Here is a 19,111-nt window from a genome sequence, read left to right as displayed (position 1 = left end):
CAGAACAAAAGGAGCAGTCCCGCCACGATAAATCCCGCTGGCACGCTTAAGAGTGCCACACCGATAACAAGCAGTCCGAAGCCGACCAATCCAGCGATCCAGCCAGCAAGTCCAATCACACTCAAACGCCTACCCCTTGGTCGTAAACGGAACCACCGTACAACGCTGGGGGATTAAGTGCCATCAGCGTCACGGCGTTAAACAGCGCCATCAACGGATCGATCTTTGCTGATCCGCTGGCTTGCTTCGTTATATTGACAGCGTTCCCGACCGGTACGACGCGCGCGTTACCTACACACCACGCCATTAACGGCTGACCGCCATGCATCAGCACGCCGTCAGGCACAACGTCATCTGCGCTCACTCTGGTGTTTCCCGCAACAGCGAGGCGCCGCTCAGCGGTTTTGATCGCGCCGGAGAGCTTCCAGCCCTGCGAGATACCAATCACCTTGTCTTCGGGAATACCGAGCTCGGCGAGTGCATCAAGCACGCTGCCTACACCGGCCGGGTCAGCGCCGACCTTGTCGAGCAGCCCGGCCTGATAGATCGTGGAAACGATGTCGGCAACATCTCGCACGTCATCGCCAATCTGCGAGACCATCGTCAAGTCACCCGCAGCCTCGAAATCGTGCAGCCGCGGCGCGATCTCCTTTCGACGATCGAGGACGGACGGATGCGCCCACGCGTGCGTCCAGGCAAGCCAGTTGCGCGTTTGTCTTTCGCGCCCGATCACAGCAAGCCCCAATAAGTCATCTAGTCCGCCGCCGTCAATTCCGACGTCGATCACCTCGCTTCGCTCGATCACCTCTTCAAGCGTGATGCCAGGCGCGCGCGCAGCGTTTTCCCAGAAATCCGCGCCCGCCCATCGATCGGAGCGCAAGTTCAGGCCTATCTCGACGTTCAGATGCTTCGCAACGAACTGCTGAAAGCTGCCGTCCGTCTTGTGCTGGATCTTGCGTAGCTGGTCCTTGAGCCACTCGGCGCTGACTGAGCGCCCAATGTTGGGGTTCGTGACATAGAAGTTCGCCGGGTCGAGATAGCCTTTCGATGCAATCAGTTTTGCGGGAAACTCATAAAGCACGCCCAACGACTTGCGATCAACTATCTTTCCGTCGCGCACGTCGCGGTAATAGTTGAGCTTTTCGCGAAACACACCCGCCGGCGGCTCGTCGCTCTGCGTGGTCAGGATGACGACCCATCCCTCGTCGCGCGAGATCTGACCGCCCGTCGCCTCCATAAACATGCTTTCAGCGTTCGACTTCTTGCCGAACAACCAGTGCTCGTCGATGAGGATGCGCCCCGATTTCTTGCCGGAAACCGTGTCAGTATCGGCAGCGACGACCTTCAACGACGCACGCGTCACGCGATGTGTGATGGTTCGAACATGGTCTTGCACGTGAAACAAGGCCGACAATTCATCATCGGCTCGAACCATGCCCGCGGCCGGTTTAAAGCTGTTGTCAGCGACTTCCTTCGTGGGCGCCAGGATCAGATGCTCTTCCTCTTCACGCCAGCAGCGAATAACGGCCGTCAACATGATCCCGGCAGCGATCGTCGACTTCGTGTTCTTTTTGCTGATAAGCAGAAAGAACTCGCGGATTAACTGCGCACCGCTCTGCGCGTCGTAGGCTCCGAAAATGGCAGAGACAAAGTCGAACACCCACTGCTCACTACATTCGCCGAACGTCGGTTTGCCCGGCAGATCGACAACGCGCAGCTCTTTGAAGATCGCCAGCGCCTGCTCTGCTTCATCAGGAAAGATCGGAGCCGGAATGATCGACCGCCCGTCGATCAAACGAGCTTCCCAATCGGGATAGGCTGTCGTCCACTCCATGCTCACACCTTCTTGCCGCCCGCCGCGACCAGCTTCGGCGGCGCTGCAGGTGCAAACTTGCTTGCTACCTTTTTAGCTGCTTCGTCACGCTGCTCCTTCTTGCCACCCTCGCCGAGCTTGTGGTGCACAAAAGGCATGAGTGCCTTCGCCGCGTCCACGCGCAATTTGAACTCGGTTTCACCATCGTTCATTGCTGCCATCAAGAAAGCTTTGGGATCACGAAATCTCATCAACTTGGCGATTTCGCAATCCGTCCGCGGCTTATCCGCCTGCTTCGCCGGCTCGCCGCCGCTCTGCTTCGCCCCATCCTCTACGCGGGCTGCCGCCAGATACAGCGCAACATCTTTGTCTTTGACAAGTCGCGCCCCAGCGGCGGATGCCGTTCTCGCGCTGTAGCCCGCGGCTACCGCCGCGTCCTTATTCGACCTGCCCGCCAACACGGCATCGGCGAACAGCCGCTTTTTGCCCGTCAGCGCCACAAATCACCTCCCCAGACCATCAGGCCAGCTTTAACATCTTTAACATCGTTTTAACATCGCTTTAACATCCCTCGAATTCGCTGGAAGGCCCGTCAGTCGGGAAGCTTCGCGATTTCAGCGCTTGTTAAAGCCTTTAACATTTTTCGTTGAAGGGCAATTTTTTCTGCGCGTGAGAGAACGCTCGGTGTCCGGACACAAAGATCCCAGACATTCAATACCCCCCACCCCTCGAGCCCTCACTTAACGTCCATACCGCCCTGCGGCTTCTGCCGCCGTCTTGCGCGCATGGCAGTCAACGCAGAGCAACTGCAGATTGGCGTCGTCGTTGCTGCCACCGGCTTCAAGTGGCACACGATGATCGACGTGATCGATATGCTCGTTCCACAATCGGCCGCAACGCGCGCAGCAAAAGCTGTCACGCGCGGCGATGCGCATGCGCGTCGTCATCCATCTGCGCCCGCGAATGCGCACCGTGGATCCAGCTTTCACGTCCAACAACGAGAGCCTATTGGCCTTCACGTTACTCAGTCGAGGCTTAAGGGTCCTCAGTCTCGCCATTCGCAGGTTGCAACACAGAGATGAATGAACTAGCCTCGAAGGAGGCTATCGCGCAAGACGCGCACCAATGCAAAGAGCCCACATGGTTTGAGCCATGCGGGCTTTGAAGACAGTGATACAGCCTATCGATTAAGGGCTGATTTTATATCAAAGTGTTCAATCAGCAGTAGAACTATTTTGTTCAATAATTCTTGAACACTTTTCGGACATGAAGCTCTCACTTGCACGGCGGATCGATTTGCTTAGCGATTCGGCGCGTGCCGCAAACCGCCGCGCGCGGTTGTAGATCGTGCCACGCGCACAGTTTTGCTCGCGTGCCAAAGCCTTAATGTTCGCGTTATACCAATAGATTCCAAGGAAGCACTCAGCGTCGTGAGCGTAATCGCCTTGTTCGCATAGTGCATGAATCGCCATATTGAAGAACGGCATCTCGGGATCTAAGAACGAGTCCGGCTCCTGCGCCACTGCCCGCCGCGTAGGTTGAAGACGTGCAAGCACGTTGGACTTCACATACGGCGCGAAAATGCGTCGCGTCAGGCACCACGCGACCCACCGATGGCTCTTGTCGTCAGCGGCGTTTCGCGCACCTTCATTCAAACCTTGTTCACTCATAGCCTCTCCACTGATTTCGCTATTGCTCAACGCCGTAAGAAATGTTCCAGTGATCTAGCCAAGCAACCAATTGCTCGCGCAATTCGCGATTGCGGGGATACGGCAGCTGGACCTCGCCTTCCTCTTCGATCCCTGCGAAAGGACAACCCGGAAATGAAATCCAACTTTGCCCGCAATCAACGCGTCGGACGGCCATCAGCAATATTGGCCCCGGGATGGCAGCCATCTGTATGTAGGTGAACGCGCTCATTCTCGGCTCGCACGCGGCAGCTTCTCGAAATCGATCGTGATGGTGACGACGGCCTCGTACTCTGTTCCGTAGCTTCCCATTCGACGGCTAAGTTGGACAACAACGCTCGTGCCATCACTCGCGTGAACGACGCCTGCGGCGTTACACACATGGTCCGCAAGGATGTGCTTGATCTGCTCTGCATGCAGTACCGCGCGGTGGGTTTCCGTGTTTGTACGTCCGGTGTGGATGTTAATCATACGGTGGCCCCTTTCGATCTTGGCGCGTCCGGCGCCATCCATGTGTGATCGCCGCTATCGCGAAACGCCTCAAGCGACTTCCAATTACTCGCATAAAGGCAATCGACCCATGCGTATTCGTGATTAACCCAATCAGATCTTTGGATCGAGCCGCGGTATCCCACAGGGATAAAAGCCAGCGCCTTCACCTTGTATTCCTCACCGCTGTGATCAAGATGCCGCACACGGCGCAAGCCATGCACCATCGTTTCTAATGGCGTCTTGTTCGTCATATAGGTGTATCGTCCGCGCATTCCTCTCTCAGTTACGAGACCAACTACGGGGATCTGTACGGTCAATACTATCGGCTGCATCGTCCTCATGCGCTTTCCTCTCTCAAACCCATCTTTACAGCGCGCACACGCTTCCATCGCGCGAATGCACGGTCCAACGTTGCAAACTTGACCTCGCGCGCCGCCGACCCTTGATCAATCCACGCACGACAGGCGTGGCGCTTGGCACAGTGAACTCGTGCTTCGCCTTGAGCCCCATTCCCTTGCCGTGCTTGCGTTGGTTTGAGTGGCAGGGCACGACCGACGCTGACGCGCCAAGGCAGACTCCTGCAAGCCGAATCCAGCATGATTCGCCGCAGCATGCAGCGAGATACTTGGAACCTTCGGCCACCGTCGGCTTCTTGATGCGCCGCTTTATCGCCGTGCGCCGCAGGGTGGTCAACCGGTCTGCCGTCTTTCTCAAAGGCGACGGCTTAAGTCGCGAGTTGATCACCGAATCTCCTCCACATCCCAACCGCCGCCGTCGCGCGCCTTTCTCGGATACACCACCTTGAAAACGAGGGGGAAGATCCATGCAGCGACCTTCATCTTGACCTTGGCGTCATCGCTGAAGATGGCACGAGCACCCTTCACGTCGTGCATCTCCAACACCCCTGACGCAGGCAACACCACGTAATCCACAGTCAGAAAGGTCCTCGGCGCGAGTTTTAGCTTGATGCCCTCAAACATGTACCACTGGATTTCGCCTGAGCGCCGTTGCTGTTCGAGATGCGCCTCGTAACGGCGCTCGGTTGCGTTCTGCTCGCCGTCGCGAAGCCGGCCCAGCGCCTGGAGTGCCTTTCTTGCGGCCTCGCCTGATGTCGCCGTGCCGCGCGCCGCAGTTGCTTGAGACACATCCAGATCGAAACCGGACATGATCTCGTCGACTTCGCTGTTTGGCTGTGTGCCGTACTGCTGCGCAAGTGCGCGCTGCTGCGAATCTCGACCGACAGTCATGTCCTCGCGTACGCGCGCCGTGCCGACGTTCTTCGTACCTGCAGGCACGTACACGGGCCAGGTTAAGCAGCGTTTCACCATGCTTGCGCTACCTCTCGTTTAACCAGCGTGAGGAAATAAGGGATGCCCAGGAATAGCGCAATGTAGGATTCGCGCTGCCACACGAGAATGCCGATGATTGCCATCGTGCTCACGAAATCGTAGAACGCGTTCACCGGATAACCATGCTCGTAGTCCCTTGCACGCACCAACAGCGCCGCGATCCACGTGATTTCGGCAACGATGCAGAGGTAGGCAATGGCGATTTCTCGCGCGTGTTCATAGCCGCACTCGATCCACAGATACAGGCAGATAATCAGCAAAATGTCGAAGAAGATGGCACGTACAAGCTTTTGAAGATTCATGATTTTTAGCTCCAGCAAAAAATGTCGATAAGACACGTCGACTGTCCCAACACGTAATGCCAGTCGGGCAAAATGCGCAGTTGCGAAAGCCCGGACGAAACACTGCTTTGCGGCCGGGGCTTCCACGACGCGTATGTGTTCCCACGGCTCAGGCGTGAAAATCTGCCGGCAACAGTGCATCGCCGAATATGTCGAGCACGCTTCGATAAAAGCGCTCGGACCCACTGCGCTGGGCGTCTTTCAGCACGTGGTCTATCCATGGCCCTTTGCCTGCGGCCTTCGCGACCAGCACGCGGTATTCGGGCAACGATTCGTCAGGGTCCTTAGGGCGCACACCGAGTCGCGCAGCCTCGCGGCAGACATCGGCTTCGCCGCCGAGCCACCATTCATCGCGGCGCGCACCCGAGCGAGCGCCGGGCGCTTCGGCAAGTACCTCGTCAACGAAGCGAGCCAGGAAGCCGACGTTCACGGCACGGCTGTCAATGTCCCGCTCGCGCGCTGCCACCGCTCGACGATGCGCCTCGCGAAGCTGATCGGCCGTGATCCCACGGCGCACCCATGCGAGCACATGCGCTCGGTCGGGACTACGATTGACAAGACAACGTTTGCGACGCGCCGCCTCCAAAGCGATTAGTAGCTCGGTGAGCTCGTGCTCGAAGTTTGGAATCCGGGGTTTTAGACAAGCAGCAGCGGCAGCATCGAAGTTATTCACAGGGTCGCGCGCGCGCGCGTTGCTGCTGCTCTCTGCTGTAATCTCTGCTGTAGTCTTAACACCGTTAACGACTTGGCCAAACCCTTCTCCCCGGACAAGGGTTTCACCGCTTCCCGGGCAAGGGTTCGACCGGTTGGCGGACTGGGGAAACTCCATCTCCCGAAATGGACTTTCCCCATTTCGGGAGATGGGGTTTTCCCATTCGGGCGACTGGTCATTCTCCCGTGCGTCGTTACCGCCTTCAACGACTCGTTCAAGCGCGTCTCCGTCGATCTGATAGTAGATCTTGTGCTCGAGGCGCTTCTCGGTCTCGATCAACACACCAGACTTCTTCAACGTGCGGCGCGCCGCCCGTTGCTCTTCGTAAGTAAGGCCCGTTTCGTCACGTAGTTCGTCGGCCGTTTTGTGCACTCCTAGCTCGCTTGTGGCACGGCTTTGCCAATAGAAGATTTGACAGAAAAAGACCGTCGCTTTCACGCCGCCGAGATGTCGCGCAAGGCCAGGGTAATAGGCGACTGGACGCCCAATATCGCGAAGTACGTCAGATACCCTCATGCGCCACCTCCGCGGTCACTTTGAGCGTCGGAAATAGCGCGCGAGCACAAGAGAACGGCTGAATGCTGATAAGTTGTGAATGCGAGGCCGTCGAGGTAGTGGCGCTCGACCAGTCTAAAAACGTAGCCGCTCATGAGCGTGCCTCCGGAGTTTTGCGGGAAGCCTTATCCCACGGTTGACGATCAGACGTGCCCGCGCTCGATGCAGCGTGTCTCGCAAGAATCGCGGAGATGGTGGACGCATAGAAGGAGACGTGTGCGAACGCGTCTTGATGCCGCGTGAGCGGGGACTCAAGCGCTTGCAGCGCAGGCAGTGCTTTGCGCCAGGCAGCTTGTGCGATCTTGAGGTGAATTAAGAGCGCGCCCAAGTGCTGGGCTTCGTCTTGCCTGATCGCGATCCAGCCCGTCGCTTCGCATTCGAGCAACTCCGCTATCCAACACCGAAATGCGGCCGCCTTCGACGTACGCGCAAGCGTGCCGAGCAAGTGCGCGCCTCGTAGAGAGAAAATGCGGACTTGCTCATCGCCACCTCTTGCAGGCAGCGTCACAACGCTGGTCATGCCGTTGCTGAATTTGGCAGCGTTGCGCTCGAATAGGTCGTTGATCGCCCGCCGACGATTTTTGTAGCCAAGGGCGTCAGCAATCTGCTGCGCCTGTAACCAAGGCTGACCGGAATGGTCGATAACGTCGAAGCAGTGAGTCTGAAAACGAAGAGATCGTGTTTGCTCAGGACGAGCGAGGGCATTGGCACGCATGGCGGCCTCCTTCTTTGGGTTCGACGACCCGCTCCTCAACGCCAATTGAGGTGGACGAGCACATGACGGAGTTGGCGTACCGGCAAAGAAGGAAACCGGCGAGCCCGAGGGCTCCCCCGCCAAGGCCCGCCCATTGAAGGCACGCAAAGGCGCGCGGACGAAAAAATAGCCGCTTTCGCGGCGGCTCGTCCGCCTTCTTTGATCCGGAACGCCAATCCCGATCGCTGTTGTTTCAGCGATGCTTGGAGTATATGCAGCGGCGCGGCGGGCAGTCAAGGCGATGAACAGTTGCAGTGACATAACAAATTTGTTACTATCAAAGGCATGGCATTCCGAATTGACTTTTACAACGACCGAGTCCAGAGAGACATTGCAGCACTGCCTAAAACCTTGCAGGCGCGGTTCTTTGCGTTGGCAGACCGGATTGAACAGCATGGTCCGAATTTGGGCGAACCCCATACCAAAGCTATGGGCGATGGCCTTTTCGAACTGCGCCTGAAAGGAGCCGAGGGGATAGCGCGGGTGTTTTATTGCACAGTCGTTGACAGGCGAGTTTTCATGCTTCACTGCATTGCGAAAAAGACGAAAAAAACTCCAGGAAAGGAACTTGAAATTGCGCGTGAGCGCCTGAAGGAGGTTCGGAATGGCAACGTATAAAGAAATGCGCGAGCGCGCCTTATCTGATTCAGATGTGCGCGCCGAGTACGACAGGCTTAATCGCGAAGAGTACGCGCTGCTCGATGAGATGCTAGCTGCCCGCCGAGAAGCCGGTCTCAGCCAAGCTGATGTTGCCGAACGCATGGGCACGAAGGCTCCTGCGGTCGCGAGATTGGAGGGGGCACTTGCGTCCGGCAAACACTCCCCATCGATTGATACGCTGAAGAAATACGCTGCTGCACTTGGAAAACGCGTTGAGATCCATCTCGTTTGAAATGACGAAATAATAAGTTGGCCTAGCAAATCGATGTCCCGAAAGCGCATCGACTGGCTGACAACCTCGACGAGGAATGAGCCTTGGAAAATGTAAGAACGAAGGCAAGGGATTCGGTCGAATATCTGAAGACCGAAGAAGGCATGGCGGGTTATCTGGAGGCGTGCTTCCAGGAAGCGGGGGACGATCCCGATTTCATCGCTCACGCATTGGGTGTGATTGCTCGCGCACGCGGCATGTCGCAAGTCGCCCGCAATACTGGCCTGACGCGGGACGGTCTCTACAAAGCGTTGTCGGAAGACGGTAACCCGAGCTTTGCAACTATCCTCAAAGTCATTCGCGCCCTCGGCCTGGATTTGCACGCAGCGGCAGCGCACGCTTACGCGATCGAAATGCCCAAAAGCGGAATGCGCCCGGTGCACCCAGGTGAAGTTCTGCGAGAGGACTACCTCGCGCCGCTTGGGATGAGCGCAAACGCTTTGGCGAGCGCCCTGCATGTCACGGCCGGGTGTATCAATGACATCGTGCGTGAGCGGCGCGGCATTACCCCTGACACACCGATGCGACTTGCGCGTTACTTCGGCGGCGACGCCCAAACCTGGATGAACCGTCAACTCATGTACGAAATGAAGATTGCCGAGCGTGACCTTGCTCGCGATATTGAGCGAGAGAATTCGCTTCGCGAAGCGGCCCATTGTTAAAAAACGATTTGTGCGCTGGTCCCGATATCGCCACAACGACGTGGGCGCGGCTGAGTATGCAAATTGTCGTGAAGACCACATGAGCCGAATGCATAATTCGCTCCACCCTGGCGAGGTCCTCAGGGAATGGATTGCAGAAGCAATCACCGTATCGCAGGCAGCCGAGGCGCTACAGATAAAACGTGTGACGTTGTCGAAGCTTTTAAATGGCAAGGCAAGCGCAACGGCCAATATTGCTTTGCGCTTAGCAGCTTGGCTTGGGACTAGTCCCGACCTATGGATGGGCATGCAAGCCCAGTAGGATCTTTGGCAAGCGCAGCAGCAACCAAGGCCAGACATCAAACCATTGGAAAGACACGCTGCTTGATTTGGTGCGCCCGCATGGCCATCGATATCTTTTATTTTTACGATGACACTCACAAAATCAAATCTTGCCGCAAAGGAAGCGAAGCGAAGTCTTTCTGGCGAGTTGCTGCAGGCGGTCCGCGAAATGAAGGAAGGCCGTGCAGCCCGCGTCACACACGTGGTGCCGTCCACAGCATCTATCGCTCGCGATAAGAGCGGTCTGTCACAAAGTGAATTCGCCAAGCTTATCGGCGTCTCACTGCGCACGTTGCAAGCGTGGGAGCAAGGCCGGCGCAAGCCGACGGGCGCTGCCCAAACTTTGCTGCGCGTGGCAGCGCTGCACCCGGAAGCGCTTCGCGATCTGCAAAGCAGTTGACTGGACCAAGCTTTGCTGCGGCGCTTGACGACGACTGACTTCAATCGCGAGAAGCGAGCCGGAGACAAACTTTGCTCAATGTGAACAAGCTTGTTATGCGGCTTATCACCAGACACACGTCGCACGGGAAAAGCGTTTTCTATAACCTGTTCGACGAAAGCGAAGCGGCAGAGCTCGAAATGCGCGCAATCTTGCTTCAGGGGCTCACGATCTGGTTGCACAACCAGAAGATGACGCAAGCCGCAGCCGCAAAAGTGCTTGGCACGACGCAGGCGCGTGTGTCTGACATCAAGCGAGGAAAGATCAATAAGTTCGGTCTCGACTTGCTTGTCAAGTTGGCTGCGCGGGCTGGTCTGCAGCCTCGCATGGAGCTCGAATCTAGTTGAGCGAGCGCGCTTCTGTTCGGGAACAGCAAGTACAAGTGGTGCATGGAACAACGATAAGTGCGTTGACGGCATGCTCCGCCCTCGCCGTCCATCGAACGCGTCATCCGATAGGCGCGCGAATTGAAGGAATAAGCAATGACTACGTTTGCCACGTTCGATGCTGCTGATTACCTCGATAGTGAGGAAGCGATTGCGGAATTCCTCGCTGCTGCGATGGAAGACCCGAACCCCGACGTCTTCTTGTCCGCTCTCGGCGCGGTAACCCGAGCACGAGGCGTAGATAGAATCGCTGCTGAAGCGGGACTCGGCCGCGAAAGCCTTTACAAAGCAATAGCACCAGGTGCGCATCCACGCTACGAGACGATTCAAAAGCTGTTGCGCGCGCTTGGCGTTCAAATGAGCGTCAGCCCGCGTCACGCTCATTAAGCGCTTAGCAGCGTTTTTAGACACACCTGGCGAAGTCCTTGAACTGACAAACGCGGGTGCGAAGGTTTTCAAGCCGGCTAGTGAAGCGCTGCTGGCAGCCTCGTGCAAGCGGATCGACTTGACGCTGCCACGAGAGAGTTCCGGGGCAGAATCAGCGGGATGTAGTAACCAGCGTCCGCGCAAAATCAACTGCCCAACCGACTTGAGCTGCGCCTTGCGCGTGAAGACGCGCTTCGCTAAAAGAACAGGAGGGCGTGAATGCCAAGAAGCTATGGGCAAGAAAAACGAGCCCGTCATGCCCTGCCCTCACCATCGTGCTCCATGCCCAGCACCCAGCGCAGCGCTTCCGCGCGGTCGCCCGATGACACTTCGAGCTCGCGCGTGATCTGCTTGCGGCTACGCAGCTTCGGCTTCGCGTCGCCGATTACTGCACGCTGCGCGCGAGCTCGTGCATGGCCAACGACATGCTGCCCCGCTGCGATTAGTTCCTGGACCTTCTTTCGCTGATCATCCGGCGGAAGCTTCGAAAGTTGGCGCGCGTGCGTGACATTGATGCGTAAGCTTTCTACCGCCTTGCGGACATCGGCACAGCAGTCGAGCAGCGCGACGGTGGCGCGAACAGTGCCTAATCCACATCCGAAGATCGTGCCGACTTCGGCTTCACTGTAGCCGAGCGCCATTACGCGCCTCATCTTCTCAGCACGGCCGAGCGGCATGTCCGCCTCACGAAGTTCGTTCTCGCCGATGATTGCAGTCAGCGTCGTGCGTCTGTCGCCTCGATACACCTGCGCCGGGACTTGAATAGGCGTCTCGCCACGTGCTCGCCGCCACTCGTTGACCAATCGGGCCGCTTTGATACGTTGCCGACCCACCGCAACCTCGGTCTCTCCGGTCTCGGTGTTTTTCACAACCGAGATCGGTTGCAAGACACCTTGAAAGTCGATGTTTCGAGCAAGATCCTCGTTGACCGGGAGGTCAGCGCGTGGATCATAAAGCGACGAATTCGGGTCCGTCACCAACACCAACTTGTCAGGATCGAAGAAGAGCAGGTTCGTCTTTCCCGATGCGCCATAAGCGTCAATTGAGTTCTTTGCCATAGTTCATGCCCATCAATTTCGCGTCTCAATTGATCCATGAGCGCAGGGGGTTTGCTGCCGTAATGCAATCCGGCGTATCGCATCTTTCGTAGTCGTACTAACCGCACAACGGGCGCCCGTTAATCGCGCCTTTTGTGTTACTGATTCGTCTGCTGCTGCGGGGCTTCTTGCGGAGCTGACGGTATGGCGTCTGCCCGTTCGTTCCGCGCGACGGTGAAAGCTGCCATTGGCAATGGCATCACAGGCTCATAGACAAAGCGCCGCTGTGAGAGTGTCTCGTTCTCGCCGGTCTCAACATGAAAGGCTTCAGGACATTCCGTTTTTACTTGCTCGACAATTGCCTCGAGTGTTTCGCTGGTAGCGTTTCTAAGCATTCGCTGGTGCCGCTCAGTAAGCATTCTTGCTTCTCCTCATGGTACGCATAACATGGCGCCTTCCGGCTTCATCCACTTGATTGACCGAACCAACGGCCGCCGCTCGTGAAATGCCGGAAACCTCTTCCCCAGTGATAGTCCGCATAAGTCCAAAGCCGTGACTGTCGGGTCGTGCCGAATGCTTCAAACACCACGGCTATTTTTGTTTCGCCGGATGTGACGTTGTGAAAAGAGGGGGCCGGAGCTCGCAAGTGAAGGCGAGACGCTTGCATTTTGTCGAATCGCTGCGGATTGTCTCGGACGCGTTGGGCACGGCCGATCCCTGGCGCTCAATTTTCCTCGCCGATACGGAAATCGTGCTCGTACAAATGCGCCCTGCTCTTCAGCGAGTTCCGGCCAGATCAGATGCCAGTCAGCCGGTCGTAGATCGCGGCGGCAACAAACCCCGCGTTTCTCCGCCAAGGGTGCAAGACGAATCAATTTGTCATCTGGAATGCCCCCTTTGCGCCACGCGTGAACGGACGGCGCGGTTATTCCCAACAGCCGCGCGACAGCTGTTGTGCCGCCTAGAGCGTCGATGAGTGCGGAAGGTCTCATAGGTCTAAATCCAGTCTTAAACTTCGTCATGTTAGGACTAGCTAAACGGATTGTCAATAGCGTCTCCTTTCTGTTAAAATGTTAGGATTAACTAATGCTCTCCGAACGACTACTTCTTGCGATGAAGGCTGAAGGCATCAGCCAAGCAGAGCTTGCGCGTGCCTGTGGCGTTCGGCCGCCCAGCGTCCACGGATGGCTTAGTGGCAAGTCAAAATTTCTTCGTGGCGAAAACCTGCTCTCAGCAGCACGCGCGCTGAAGGTTTCGCAAGAGTGGCTGGCTACTGGCAAGGGGCCGATGAAGGGCCAGCCCGTACGCATACAGGCCGATTCGAACACGCAACTCCTACCTCACGATCATCTGCCGCACGATGATTTCGTGCTAATTGCGCAACTAGATATTTCCGCAGCCTGCGGAGATGGGCGGCTCAATGAGCATGCCGAGGTGCAGGGCAATTTCGTTTTCAGGCGCTCAACTTTGAGAGCCCTCGGCGTCACCGAGGAAACGGCACGAATAATCAGTGCTGTCGGATGCAGCATGTGGCCGACTTTGCATGACGGTTGCTCAGTCTTAATCAACACGGCTGATGTAACGCCTAAAGACGGAAAAGTCTTTGCCATGTGCACACCCGAAGGGGGGCTTGTTCTAAAGCGGTTGATTTGGGATTACCACGCCGCAATAGGCGCACAGACTTGGATTATGCGCAGCGACAATCCTGACAAGGCTGCACATCCAGACAAAATTCTTCCGCCTGACGATCGGACAATGCTCGTTGGCCGCGCGCTTTGGAACGACAACTTCTTGTAGCCGCACCAAGGTAGTGCGCTCCGCATTACCTTTGCCTACCGAATCGGCAATTAGTCGTCTCCCTCCTCGAAAGTAACGTCACGGCGCTTTCAAAGCTATTGACTTTCCAATTAGCCTCTCCTAATATCTTCATACGTATCACCAGCGTGTGCTCGGCTAGCAGCTCAACCGCAATTGATCAAACAGCTTACGGGAAAGGTATCGCGCATACCCATCAGGTTTAGGTCACCGACGTTGATATGCGTAGCGGACATCGCATGGGCGACGCAGGACCAATTGATCGAACGCGGTGCCCTTAAATGTCTAAACTTGCAAAAACCCTAGGTCTACTAAGTGGAATCCATATGATTGAGACAGCCTTCGCACTATTGTCGTTCCCCAAAGCCGCTACGCCCCTTGGCTTTCCGTTCAAAGATGATCCACCAAAACCGTTTCATTCGGACAAATCGCTCTTGCTTTGCACATCTCGCGCTGACATGTCGACCGAATATGGCTACACATGGCCGAGTGTTGGCGAAACGGCAGAAGCTCCCATCTGGGAGCCGAACCTTCGCTTTGGCGGTCTTCGTGGTTGGCTCTACGGTCATGGCGAGTATGCCCTTGGCGGATGTATCGAGCCGACAGCGAAGTGGCTCGTTGTCGAGGCGGATACGAGCGACATCATCGAATTCGACGGTATCTGCAAGTTTCCGCGCGGTAAGGTGCTTTTTATTGGCCCGCGCAAGAAGGCTGCTGAATATCTCATTACGCATGAGCCCCGCGCTCGCGAGCTTCCCGTGATTGGTGAGCATCGCACCGTCGGCAATGGCAAGTCCGCTATCGTTGGCGCGCTTGGCACAGCATCCGCTGGAGATAACGGAACCGCTGTCGCGGGAAATCGTGGCGTTGCGTTAGTTGGAGCTCGCGGAGTAGCAACCACCGGCTTTCTCGGCACGTCCGTGGCGGGTCGCTGCGGAACAGCTGTCGCTGGCGATGGTGGAGTCGCTGCTGTAGACGATCATGGAACTGCGATCACCGGCTTTCAAGGCAAAGCAAGCGCTGGCAAGCTTGGTCAAATCAGCATTTGGTATTGGGATTTCATGGAAAGGCGTTACCTCATGAAGGTCGGATACATTGGAGAGGACGGCTTAGACCCATACACCATCTACACACTGAGCGATGATAATCGTTTCATCAAGGTTTAACCTTCCTGAACAACAGAGACGAAACGATGACTCTTCTAACCCGCGCCTTCATTTTGGAAAAATACGGTGTTCGCCTCACGATGAATCAGTTGGCAACGCTACTCGCGATGTCGGAGGGCACTATCCGCAACCAAGTCAGCGCTGAAACCTTCCCGATCGCAACTTACACGGAGGGCTCTAAGCGGTTTGCATCGTACGAGGCTGTTGCGGACTATTTGGATTCCATGTCAAAGAAGGCGCGTGCGCGAGCTGCGGCATGATATGACGCCTGGCGAATCTGAACCAATCCATGGCGCGATGCAGACGATCGCTCGCCGCATTCGAACGAGGCGTACCGCTTCCACCTCCCTATCTACCTTATCGGCGCCTATAAAAGATTTCAGTCGCTTTGCCGCACTAAAGGTGGCAAGCCGAGTCGGACATAAGATTGCTCGTAAGCTGCGATAAACCTAGGATCTCCGGTCCGTACACGCGCGAGCCAATACCCCAGTTCCTTTTGACAACCCTCGCTTTCAATTCTAGAGAAGCACGGGGAAGTCGCTGACATTTGCGTCGCTGCCCAGTAAGCCGCGAAGATGGTCTCCTGGTCCGGATACACAAGTCGTAGGTTAGTCTTATCGCCTTCATTCAGCCATCTTTGAATGGAGGAAGACAGAGTCTGCTCCGTTTCGTTTGGTGCATAATTGAAAACGCGAACGGCGCCGTGCCGTGTTTCACGGAAGTCACTGAGAGCAATGGACACGACAAACATGACTGCCCGATGCCTCGCTAATCTATCATTCAGCGATATACCTACTGCCGTTGCAACGCTAACCGACAATATCGCGAGCATGATGGCCGTTCGTATAAAGGGTCCAGCGAATATTCGTTGGGACATTTGATAAAGCGAGTTGAACATCAGCAAACTTTCCGCCCTCTCCGGCTGCAGGAAAATATCGATTACAGAGCATGAAGGCGAAGGCGTCCTGCCCACGCTTCAGGGACATTGCAGCCAACTTGCCACTTATAATGTGGTTGCAGTCCGCTCCTCCGGTGCAAACCTTAGCCAGGCGGTACCAATCAGTTGCTGGATTCCGTCAAGCCGATTGAGCATCGAATCTGCTCTGTCAGTTGCCTCAAAAATGTCGTGCGTCGGCCCCGGCGCGTGACGAATTCCTCATCGTCTCGCCCTTTTCTCGGCGTTTTTGCGCAACCCAAGATGAGCCATCCTCGCCACTGTCGCTTCGCACCGCATTCGATCGCTAAGGTTTGATAGTCCGCAGCGATGCGATACCTGAACGACGGATAACGCCAGCTCGCATAAACGTGGGAATCATTTGATACAATCAAAACGTTACGCGCGTTAATCTCACGAGCAATCTCCTGAACAAGGCGAACAGCTAGTTGCTTCGGTCGCCATCCATGCCATTTGTGAGTCAACGACCGGAATAGTTCTCGCCCGTTCCTCCCCTGTGCCGGACCTTGCACACCTCCTATCATCAGCCTTGGACGAAAAATTCGTCCTCCTAAGCTGGCTATTGAAAACGAGCATGAAACGACGGAATAGCCTTCTGCGTCTTTGATGGATAGCGTCCAATCTCCCTCCCTCTTAAATTGCTCTAGCACTTCAATTGCGACCTGCCAGCTTTCTTCACCTACTGAGAAGGTTGCGACAACCGCGACGCCTGACTTAGCAATTTCGCCTGCTATCGAAGGAAGCAGTTTGCATGCGAAAAGTTGATGCTCCAAACTCACTCGGAGAATGTCGTCTGGCTGGAGCGCATTGTGCAGGAACGGACGGTGAATACGCTCAAAGCATTGCGGCGCTCGGCTCACTAGCCCTGGAGTTTTTGCCGATAAGCAAGCGTCTAACCAACAAATAGTCGTCTTGTAGCAAATTAGAGTTCGGGTAACAAATCGGAATCTACGCCAGCGCGCGTACATGGTCTTGCCCGGATACACATGCAAGGCGCACTCCGCAACAAACCGCGAACGAGTTCGATTTATCGATGCTAGCTTCGTGATCCATTTCTGTTTATATTCTTTCAATTTCTTTGTTTAGAACGTGCACTCGGGTGAGACTTGGCGACACCCCTGAATTAATGTCGACCGTTCGCATGAGCCTCGCTTCGAAAGACGGTAAAGAAGATTAAGCCCAAAATCCCTTTAGTAATCGCGGCGACAATTCCCTCACGTGAAGGTGCGGGCATCAATTTAGGCTTGCTGTTTCTTCAAAGTCAGTAGGAGGTCAATTCCACGCCAACATCGCGACGCTGGGAGCGAGCGTGTTCATGTGTCTTGTCACGGCGAAGGGCCTTCCCCGTGCGGTTGCTCGGGTTCATCAACCAACTTTGTTGCTCGAATGACTTAGAGCGATGGTGCTTGCGTTTTTTCTTACCCTCTTTGGAGCCTCGCTTCAACCGGCTCTTTGCCGGTAAGTGTTCCGCATACGATCGTCCATTTGAGACGTTGGAAACTACAGCTGCATCTGCCGCGCTGTAGGATAAGCAAGCAGCGCCGATGCAAGACACCAAGACCATCACTTCGCCGACTTTTTTCATAGCCTTCAATTTCGACCCCTTCATTCATGTGTTCGCGAGAAAAGAGAGAGTAGCGTTGGCTCGTTAACGATGGAATCAGACGGGTACCAAAGTTCGAGGCCAAAGTCTGAACGAATTATGTTGAATCGAGAGATCGTTTCAGATGCCTGCCAGCGCTTGGCGCATTCGACAGAGGGATAACGTTGTCTAGGATATCGAAGCGCGTTGAGATCGACGTGAACGGTTTAGTCGGCTATGGGAAATGATGTGAACGGTGCTCAAAAGACCTTTTACTTAAACCGGCGCACCGGCCGCGTCCATTTGGGCGCCGGCGCGCTGATTGCTCCGCCGAAGCTTCTCAATGTCCGCGTGACGGTCGTGGAGCGCCCCATGACCATCGCCGCTATCATCCTGCGCGCTCAATTGGAGTATTTCGATATTCAAGTGCGGGAGACAATGAGAGTTGCGTCGATCGGCTTTCGTACGCCTGGCTGATTGTTGCCGAAATCCGGGTCAATCTAGTAGTGCTGAGCGCCCCAGACTGGCACAGCACGTCGTGTGGTGTGGCGATTGCACGAACAGAAGCCAAAACAGCTCCTTTACCGAGTCGTCAGGTTCGGAATAGTCATCTAATCTCAATCTTTATCGAGATGTGTTGTGCATTGCCACGGTAAAACCATCGGAATCAGCGGCATTTAGTCGGCCCGGCTTTGGGCTCTGGACGGCCTCCGGACATGCTCGACCGCGTCGCAGCAGCGCATCCCGAAATGTGACGTCCTTGATGGCTGATAACGGCGAAAGAACACGTGGTACGTTCGTAACGCCCCATGCTTTTTGGAGAGACAGATGGTCGACGACGAGGTTCCCTTCACCAAAGTGCAGCTCTTCGAGGCACTTCAGACACTTCAAACCGCTTTGGATGAGGTTTCGGATAACGTCGAAGTGCTGGCCCTAGCTGGGCGCAAGCATCTGATAAACGCGGAGTCGCGCCATGCTGTGTTTAGCATCGCAGCGACAATCAACAAAGCTCGGATGACTGCGGTTCACAGCCTTTGGCCCTGACGCGAGCTTGGAGCCGAGGTGAGTCGGCATCGATTGGAGCTACCTTTTCCCTATCGAGCAGTGGACCCCGCACGAGAGAAACGCAACAGTAATTTGACGAATTTTCGTCCAGGGTGTAAGTAGGAGCTTAAAGAGGTAGCGCGGCGGGACCTGTGGCGTCTCTTTTTTGTCATCGACGATTTGTGGCCGACAGGGAAAAGAGATGTTCGATGAAATAATACCGTTCACGAAACTTCAGATGCTCGACGCAATCCAGGCGCTTCAGGCCGGACTGTCAGAGATCTCGCAGCAAGCCGACGCCATGCTCGAAGTGGCCAACTCCCGTGGACTCGATCTTGAGGCGCATGTCTTCGTCGTTGAGACGATTCGCGCGGTGGCTGAGGCAAATCATGCCGCGAAAATAAGCCTGGGCCTGTGATTGGCGCGAAGCTATGATTCGGCTTTTGTTTTGCTTACAACGCTTTTATACAAAATGGCGGAAATATGAAAGACGACGATGTCGCCTGGACGAAGGTTCAGATGTTTAAGGCGATCCGGTCATACCAAGTTGGACTTGCTGATATTTCGTAAGCGCGCATTAGACGGCGTCCCTTGCGCATTGCCATGCGACATACGTCAGGCTATGGTTGGATTCAGTCGCCAG

Annotated in this window: 28 protein-coding genes and 1 pseudogene; 14 read left to right on the top strand and 15 right to left on the bottom strand. The window is 55.8% G+C overall.

Features of this window, described 5'->3' with window-relative positions:
• Positions 1-121: 121 nt before the first annotated feature.
• The 11 genes from NCT04_RS04915 to NCT04_RS04865 form a co-directional block, all read right to left on the bottom strand.
• The gene (locus tag NCT04_RS04915; protein WP_250464073.1) at positions 122-1,834 is read right to left on the bottom strand and encodes a terminase large subunit; all 1,713 of its coding nucleotides are present in this window, start codon (positions 1,832-1,834) and stop codon (positions 122-124) included.
• Positions 1,835-1,836: 2 nt separating this feature from the next.
• Positions 1,837-2,313, bottom strand: a complete 477-nt coding sequence (locus NCT04_RS04910) for a terminase small subunit (RefSeq protein WP_250464071.1) — start codon at positions 2,311-2,313, stop codon at positions 1,837-1,839.
• Between the two features lie 240 nt (positions 2,314-2,553).
• Positions 2,554-2,760, bottom strand: a complete 207-nt coding sequence (locus tag NCT04_RS04905) for an HNH endonuclease (RefSeq protein WP_250464070.1) — start codon at positions 2,758-2,760, stop codon at positions 2,554-2,556.
• 267 nt (positions 2,761-3,027) lie between these two features.
• Positions 3,028-3,483, bottom strand: coding sequence for a hypothetical protein (locus NCT04_RS04900; protein WP_250464068.1), 456 nt, complete (start codon positions 3,481-3,483; stop codon positions 3,028-3,030).
• Positions 3,484-3,502: 19 nt separating this feature from the next.
• The gene (locus NCT04_RS04895; RefSeq protein WP_250464066.1) at positions 3,503-3,733 is read right to left on the bottom strand and encodes a hypothetical protein; all 231 of its coding nucleotides are present in this window, start codon (positions 3,731-3,733) and stop codon (positions 3,503-3,505) included.
• The gene (locus NCT04_RS04890; protein WP_250464064.1) at positions 3,730-3,972 is read right to left on the bottom strand and encodes a hypothetical protein; all 243 of its coding nucleotides are present in this window, start codon (positions 3,970-3,972) and stop codon (positions 3,730-3,732) included. Before NCT04_RS04890 ends, NCT04_RS04895 begins: the two co-directional genes overlap by 4 nt.
• Positions 3,969-4,244, bottom strand: a complete 276-nt coding sequence (locus NCT04_RS04885; RefSeq protein WP_250464062.1) for a hypothetical protein — start codon at positions 4,242-4,244, stop codon at positions 3,969-3,971. The genes NCT04_RS04890 and NCT04_RS04885 overlap by 4 nt, the downstream gene beginning before the upstream one ends.
• Positions 4,245-4,733: 489 nt before the next feature.
• Positions 4,734-5,321 carry a hypothetical protein gene (locus tag NCT04_RS04880; RefSeq protein ID WP_250464060.1) on the bottom strand — a complete coding sequence of 196 codons (588 nt, stop codon included), beginning with the start codon at positions 5,319-5,321 and terminating at the stop codon, positions 4,734-4,736.
• Positions 5,315-5,644 carry a hypothetical protein gene (locus tag NCT04_RS04875; RefSeq protein ID WP_250464058.1) on the bottom strand — a complete coding sequence of 110 codons (330 nt, stop codon included), beginning with the start codon at positions 5,642-5,644 and terminating at the stop codon, positions 5,315-5,317. The genes NCT04_RS04880 and NCT04_RS04875 overlap by 7 nt, the downstream gene beginning before the upstream one ends.
• A 148-nt stretch (positions 5,645-5,792) precedes the next feature.
• Complete coding sequence (locus NCT04_RS04870; RefSeq protein ID WP_250464056.1) at positions 5,793-6,911, bottom strand: hypothetical protein; 1,119 nt, start codon at positions 6,909-6,911, stop codon at positions 5,793-5,795.
• Between the two features lie 130 nt (positions 6,912-7,041).
• Positions 7,042-7,665: a BRO-N domain-containing protein gene (locus NCT04_RS04865; RefSeq protein WP_250464208.1), complete on the bottom strand. Its 624-nt coding sequence runs from the start codon at positions 7,663-7,665 to the stop codon at positions 7,042-7,044.
• A 324-nt stretch (positions 7,666-7,989) separates the two neighbouring features.
• On the opposite strand from NCT04_RS04865, the gene NCT04_RS04860 reads away from it, so the two are divergent.
• From NCT04_RS04860 to NCT04_RS04825, 8 genes and pseudogenes are all read left to right on the top strand, one after another.
• Positions 7,990-8,322: a type II toxin-antitoxin system RelE/ParE family toxin gene (locus tag NCT04_RS04860; protein WP_250464054.1), complete on the top strand. Its 333-nt coding sequence runs from the start codon at positions 7,990-7,992 to the stop codon at positions 8,320-8,322.
• A complete protein-coding gene (locus NCT04_RS04855; RefSeq protein ID WP_250464052.1) occupies positions 8,309-8,596 on the top strand; it encodes a helix-turn-helix domain-containing protein in 288 nt (95 codons plus the stop codon). Before NCT04_RS04860 ends, NCT04_RS04855 begins: the two co-directional genes overlap by 14 nt.
• Positions 8,597-8,679: 83 nt before the next feature.
• Positions 8,680-8,976 (top strand): annotated as a pseudogene (locus NCT04_RS04850) (addiction module antidote protein); the annotation flags it as partial.
• 12 nt (positions 8,977-8,988) lie between these two features.
• Complete coding sequence (locus tag NCT04_RS04845) at positions 8,989-9,297, top strand: HigA family addiction module antitoxin (protein WP_250464206.1); 309 nt, start codon at positions 8,989-8,991, stop codon at positions 9,295-9,297.
• Positions 9,298-9,376: 79 nt separating this feature from the next.
• A complete protein-coding gene (locus tag NCT04_RS04840) occupies positions 9,377-9,598 on the top strand; it encodes a HigA family addiction module antitoxin (RefSeq protein ID WP_350029998.1) in 222 nt (73 codons plus the stop codon).
• 108 nt (positions 9,599-9,706) lie between these two features.
• Positions 9,707-10,018, top strand: a complete 312-nt coding sequence (locus NCT04_RS04835; protein WP_250464050.1) for a helix-turn-helix domain-containing protein — start codon at positions 9,707-9,709, stop codon at positions 10,016-10,018.
• A gap of 80 nt (positions 10,019-10,098) precedes the next feature.
• Positions 10,099-10,404: a helix-turn-helix domain-containing protein gene (locus tag NCT04_RS04830; RefSeq protein WP_250464201.1), complete on the top strand. Its 306-nt coding sequence runs from the start codon at positions 10,099-10,101 to the stop codon at positions 10,402-10,404.
• Positions 10,405-10,539: 135 nt separating this feature from the next.
• Positions 10,540-10,830 carry an addiction module antidote protein gene (locus tag NCT04_RS04825; RefSeq protein WP_250464048.1) on the top strand — a complete coding sequence of 97 codons (291 nt, stop codon included), beginning with the start codon at positions 10,540-10,542 and terminating at the stop codon, positions 10,828-10,830.
• Between the two features lie 293 nt (positions 10,831-11,123).
• On the opposite strand, the gene NCT04_RS04820 is transcribed toward NCT04_RS04825, so the two are convergent.
• Positions 11,124-11,927 (bottom strand): ParB/RepB/Spo0J family partition protein, encoded by an 804-nt coding sequence (locus NCT04_RS04820; RefSeq protein ID WP_250464046.1) that lies wholly within the window; start codon positions 11,925-11,927, stop codon positions 11,124-11,126.
• Positions 11,928-12,484: 557 nt separating this feature from the next.
• Positions 12,485-12,898 carry a carph-isopro domain-containing protein gene (locus NCT04_RS34850; RefSeq protein ID WP_502800348.1) on the bottom strand — a complete coding sequence of 138 codons (414 nt, stop codon included), beginning with the start codon at positions 12,896-12,898 and terminating at the stop codon, positions 12,485-12,487.
• 94 nt (positions 12,899-12,992) lie between these two features.
• Between NCT04_RS34850 and NCT04_RS04815 the strand changes: the two genes are divergently transcribed.
• The 3 genes from NCT04_RS04815 (at position 12,993) to NCT04_RS04805 (ending at position 15,147) form a co-directional block, all read left to right on the top strand.
• A complete protein-coding gene (locus NCT04_RS04815; protein ID WP_250464044.1) occupies positions 12,993-13,703 on the top strand; it encodes a LexA family transcriptional regulator in 711 nt (236 codons plus the stop codon).
• A gap of 344 nt (positions 13,704-14,047) precedes the next feature.
• Positions 14,048-14,887, top strand: coding sequence for a hypothetical protein (locus tag NCT04_RS04810; protein WP_250464042.1), 840 nt, complete (start codon positions 14,048-14,050; stop codon positions 14,885-14,887).
• 26 nt (positions 14,888-14,913) lie between these two features.
• Positions 14,914-15,147 (top strand): hypothetical protein, encoded by a 234-nt coding sequence (locus tag NCT04_RS04805; RefSeq protein ID WP_250464040.1) that lies wholly within the window; start codon positions 14,914-14,916, stop codon positions 15,145-15,147.
• Positions 15,148-15,946: 799 nt separating this feature from the next.
• Here the strand turns inward: NCT04_RS04805 and NCT04_RS34665 are convergent.
• Positions 15,947-16,810, bottom strand: coding sequence for a DUF535 family protein (locus NCT04_RS34665; protein WP_350030000.1), 864 nt, complete (start codon positions 16,808-16,810; stop codon positions 15,947-15,949).
• Positions 16,811-17,103: 293 nt separating this feature from the next.
• Positions 17,104-17,451: a hypothetical protein gene (locus NCT04_RS04800; RefSeq protein WP_250464039.1), complete on the bottom strand. Its 348-nt coding sequence runs from the start codon at positions 17,449-17,451 to the stop codon at positions 17,104-17,106.
• A gap of 222 nt (positions 17,452-17,673) precedes the next feature.
• On the opposite strand from NCT04_RS04800, the gene NCT04_RS04795 reads away from it, so the two are divergent.
• From NCT04_RS04795 to NCT04_RS04785, 3 genes are all read left to right on the top strand, one after another.
• Entirely contained in the window at positions 17,674-17,901 is a 228-nt protein-coding gene (locus NCT04_RS04795) for a hypothetical protein (RefSeq protein WP_250464037.1), read from the top strand.
• A gap of 351 nt (positions 17,902-18,252) precedes the next feature.
• A complete protein-coding gene (locus NCT04_RS04790; RefSeq protein ID WP_250464035.1) occupies positions 18,253-18,468 on the top strand; it encodes a hypothetical protein in 216 nt (71 codons plus the stop codon).
• Positions 18,469-18,706: 238 nt separating this feature from the next.
• Positions 18,707-18,886 carry a hypothetical protein gene (locus NCT04_RS04785; RefSeq protein ID WP_250464033.1) on the top strand — a complete coding sequence of 60 codons (180 nt, stop codon included), beginning with the start codon at positions 18,707-18,709 and terminating at the stop codon, positions 18,884-18,886.
• The last annotated feature ends 225 nt before the right edge of the window (positions 18,887-19,111 follow it).

The sequence above is a fragment of the Caballeronia sp. GAFFF2 genome, assembly GCF_023631485.1.
Lineage (GTDB): Bacteria > Pseudomonadota > Gammaproteobacteria > Burkholderiales > Burkholderiaceae > Caballeronia.
This window is presented reverse-complemented; position numbering and strand designations above follow the sequence as displayed.

Excerpts from the sequence above, each read along its gene's own strand:
- NCT04_RS04805 (WP_250464040.1), top strand. The coding sequence starts at position 14,914 with ATGACTCTTCTAACCCGCGCCTTCATTTTGGAAAAATACGGTGTTCGC.
- NCT04_RS04835 (WP_250464050.1), top strand. The coding sequence starts at position 9,707 with ATGACACTCACAAAATCAAATCTTGCCGCAAAGGAAGCGAAGCGAAGT.
- NCT04_RS04790 (WP_250464035.1), top strand. The coding sequence starts at position 18,253 with ATGGTCGACGACGAGGTTCCCTTCACCAAAGTGCAGCTCTTCGAGGCA.
- NCT04_RS04895 (WP_250464066.1), bottom strand. The coding sequence starts at position 3,733 with ATGAGCGCGTTCACCTACATACAGATGGCTGCCATCCCGGGGCCAATA.
- NCT04_RS04905 (WP_250464070.1), bottom strand. The coding sequence starts at position 2,760 with ATGACGACGCGCATGCGCATCGCCGCGCGTGACAGCTTTTGCTGCGCG.
- NCT04_RS04885 (WP_250464062.1), bottom strand. The coding sequence starts at position 4,244 with ATGACGAACAAGACGCCATTAGAAACGATGGTGCATGGCTTGCGCCGT.
- NCT04_RS04860 (WP_250464054.1), top strand. The coding sequence starts at position 7,990 with ATGGCATTCCGAATTGACTTTTACAACGACCGAGTCCAGAGAGACATT.
- NCT04_RS34665 (WP_350030000.1), bottom strand. The coding sequence starts at position 16,810 with ATGTACGCGCGCTGGCGTAGATTCCGATTTGTTACCCGAACTCTAATT.
- NCT04_RS04810 (WP_250464042.1), top strand. The coding sequence starts at position 14,048 with ATGATTGAGACAGCCTTCGCACTATTGTCGTTCCCCAAAGCCGCTACG.
- NCT04_RS04865 (WP_250464208.1), bottom strand. The coding sequence starts at position 7,665 with ATGCGTGCCAATGCCCTCGCTCGTCCTGAGCAAACACGATCTCTTCGT.
- NCT04_RS04825 (WP_250464048.1), top strand. The coding sequence starts at position 10,540 with ATGACTACGTTTGCCACGTTCGATGCTGCTGATTACCTCGATAGTGAG.
- NCT04_RS04840 (WP_350029998.1), top strand. The coding sequence starts at position 9,377 with ATGAGCCGAATGCATAATTCGCTCCACCCTGGCGAGGTCCTCAGGGAA.
- NCT04_RS04855 (WP_250464052.1), top strand. The coding sequence starts at position 8,309 with ATGGCAACGTATAAAGAAATGCGCGAGCGCGCCTTATCTGATTCAGAT.
- NCT04_RS04815 (WP_250464044.1), top strand. The coding sequence starts at position 12,993 with ATGCTCTCCGAACGACTACTTCTTGCGATGAAGGCTGAAGGCATCAGC.
- NCT04_RS04890 (WP_250464064.1), bottom strand. The coding sequence starts at position 3,972 with ATGATTAACATCCACACCGGACGTACAAACACGGAAACCCACCGCGCG.
- NCT04_RS04915 (WP_250464073.1), bottom strand. The coding sequence starts at position 1,834 with ATGGAGTGGACGACAGCCTATCCCGATTGGGAAGCTCGTTTGATCGAC.
- NCT04_RS04785 (WP_250464033.1), top strand. The coding sequence starts at position 18,707 with ATGCTCGACGCAATCCAGGCGCTTCAGGCCGGACTGTCAGAGATCTCG.
- NCT04_RS04845 (WP_250464206.1), top strand. The coding sequence starts at position 8,989 with ATGCCCAAAAGCGGAATGCGCCCGGTGCACCCAGGTGAAGTTCTGCGA.
- NCT04_RS04900 (WP_250464068.1), bottom strand. The coding sequence starts at position 3,483 with ATGAGTGAACAAGGTTTGAATGAAGGTGCGCGAAACGCCGCTGACGAC.
- NCT04_RS34850 (WP_502800348.1), bottom strand. The coding sequence starts at position 12,898 with ATGAGACCTTCCGCACTCATCGACGCTCTAGGCGGCACAACAGCTGTC.
- NCT04_RS04800 (WP_250464039.1), bottom strand. The coding sequence starts at position 17,451 with ATGAAGGGGTCGAAATTGAAGGCTATGAAAAAAGTCGGCGAAGTGATG.
- NCT04_RS04820 (WP_250464046.1), bottom strand. The coding sequence starts at position 11,927 with ATGGCAAAGAACTCAATTGACGCTTATGGCGCATCGGGAAAGACGAAC.
- NCT04_RS04870 (WP_250464056.1), bottom strand. The coding sequence starts at position 6,911 with ATGAGGGTATCTGACGTACTTCGCGATATTGGGCGTCCAGTCGCCTAT.
- NCT04_RS04880 (WP_250464060.1), bottom strand. The coding sequence starts at position 5,321 with ATGGTGAAACGCTGCTTAACCTGGCCCGTGTACGTGCCTGCAGGTACG.
- NCT04_RS04875 (WP_250464058.1), bottom strand. The coding sequence starts at position 5,644 with ATGAATCTTCAAAAGCTTGTACGTGCCATCTTCTTCGACATTTTGCTG.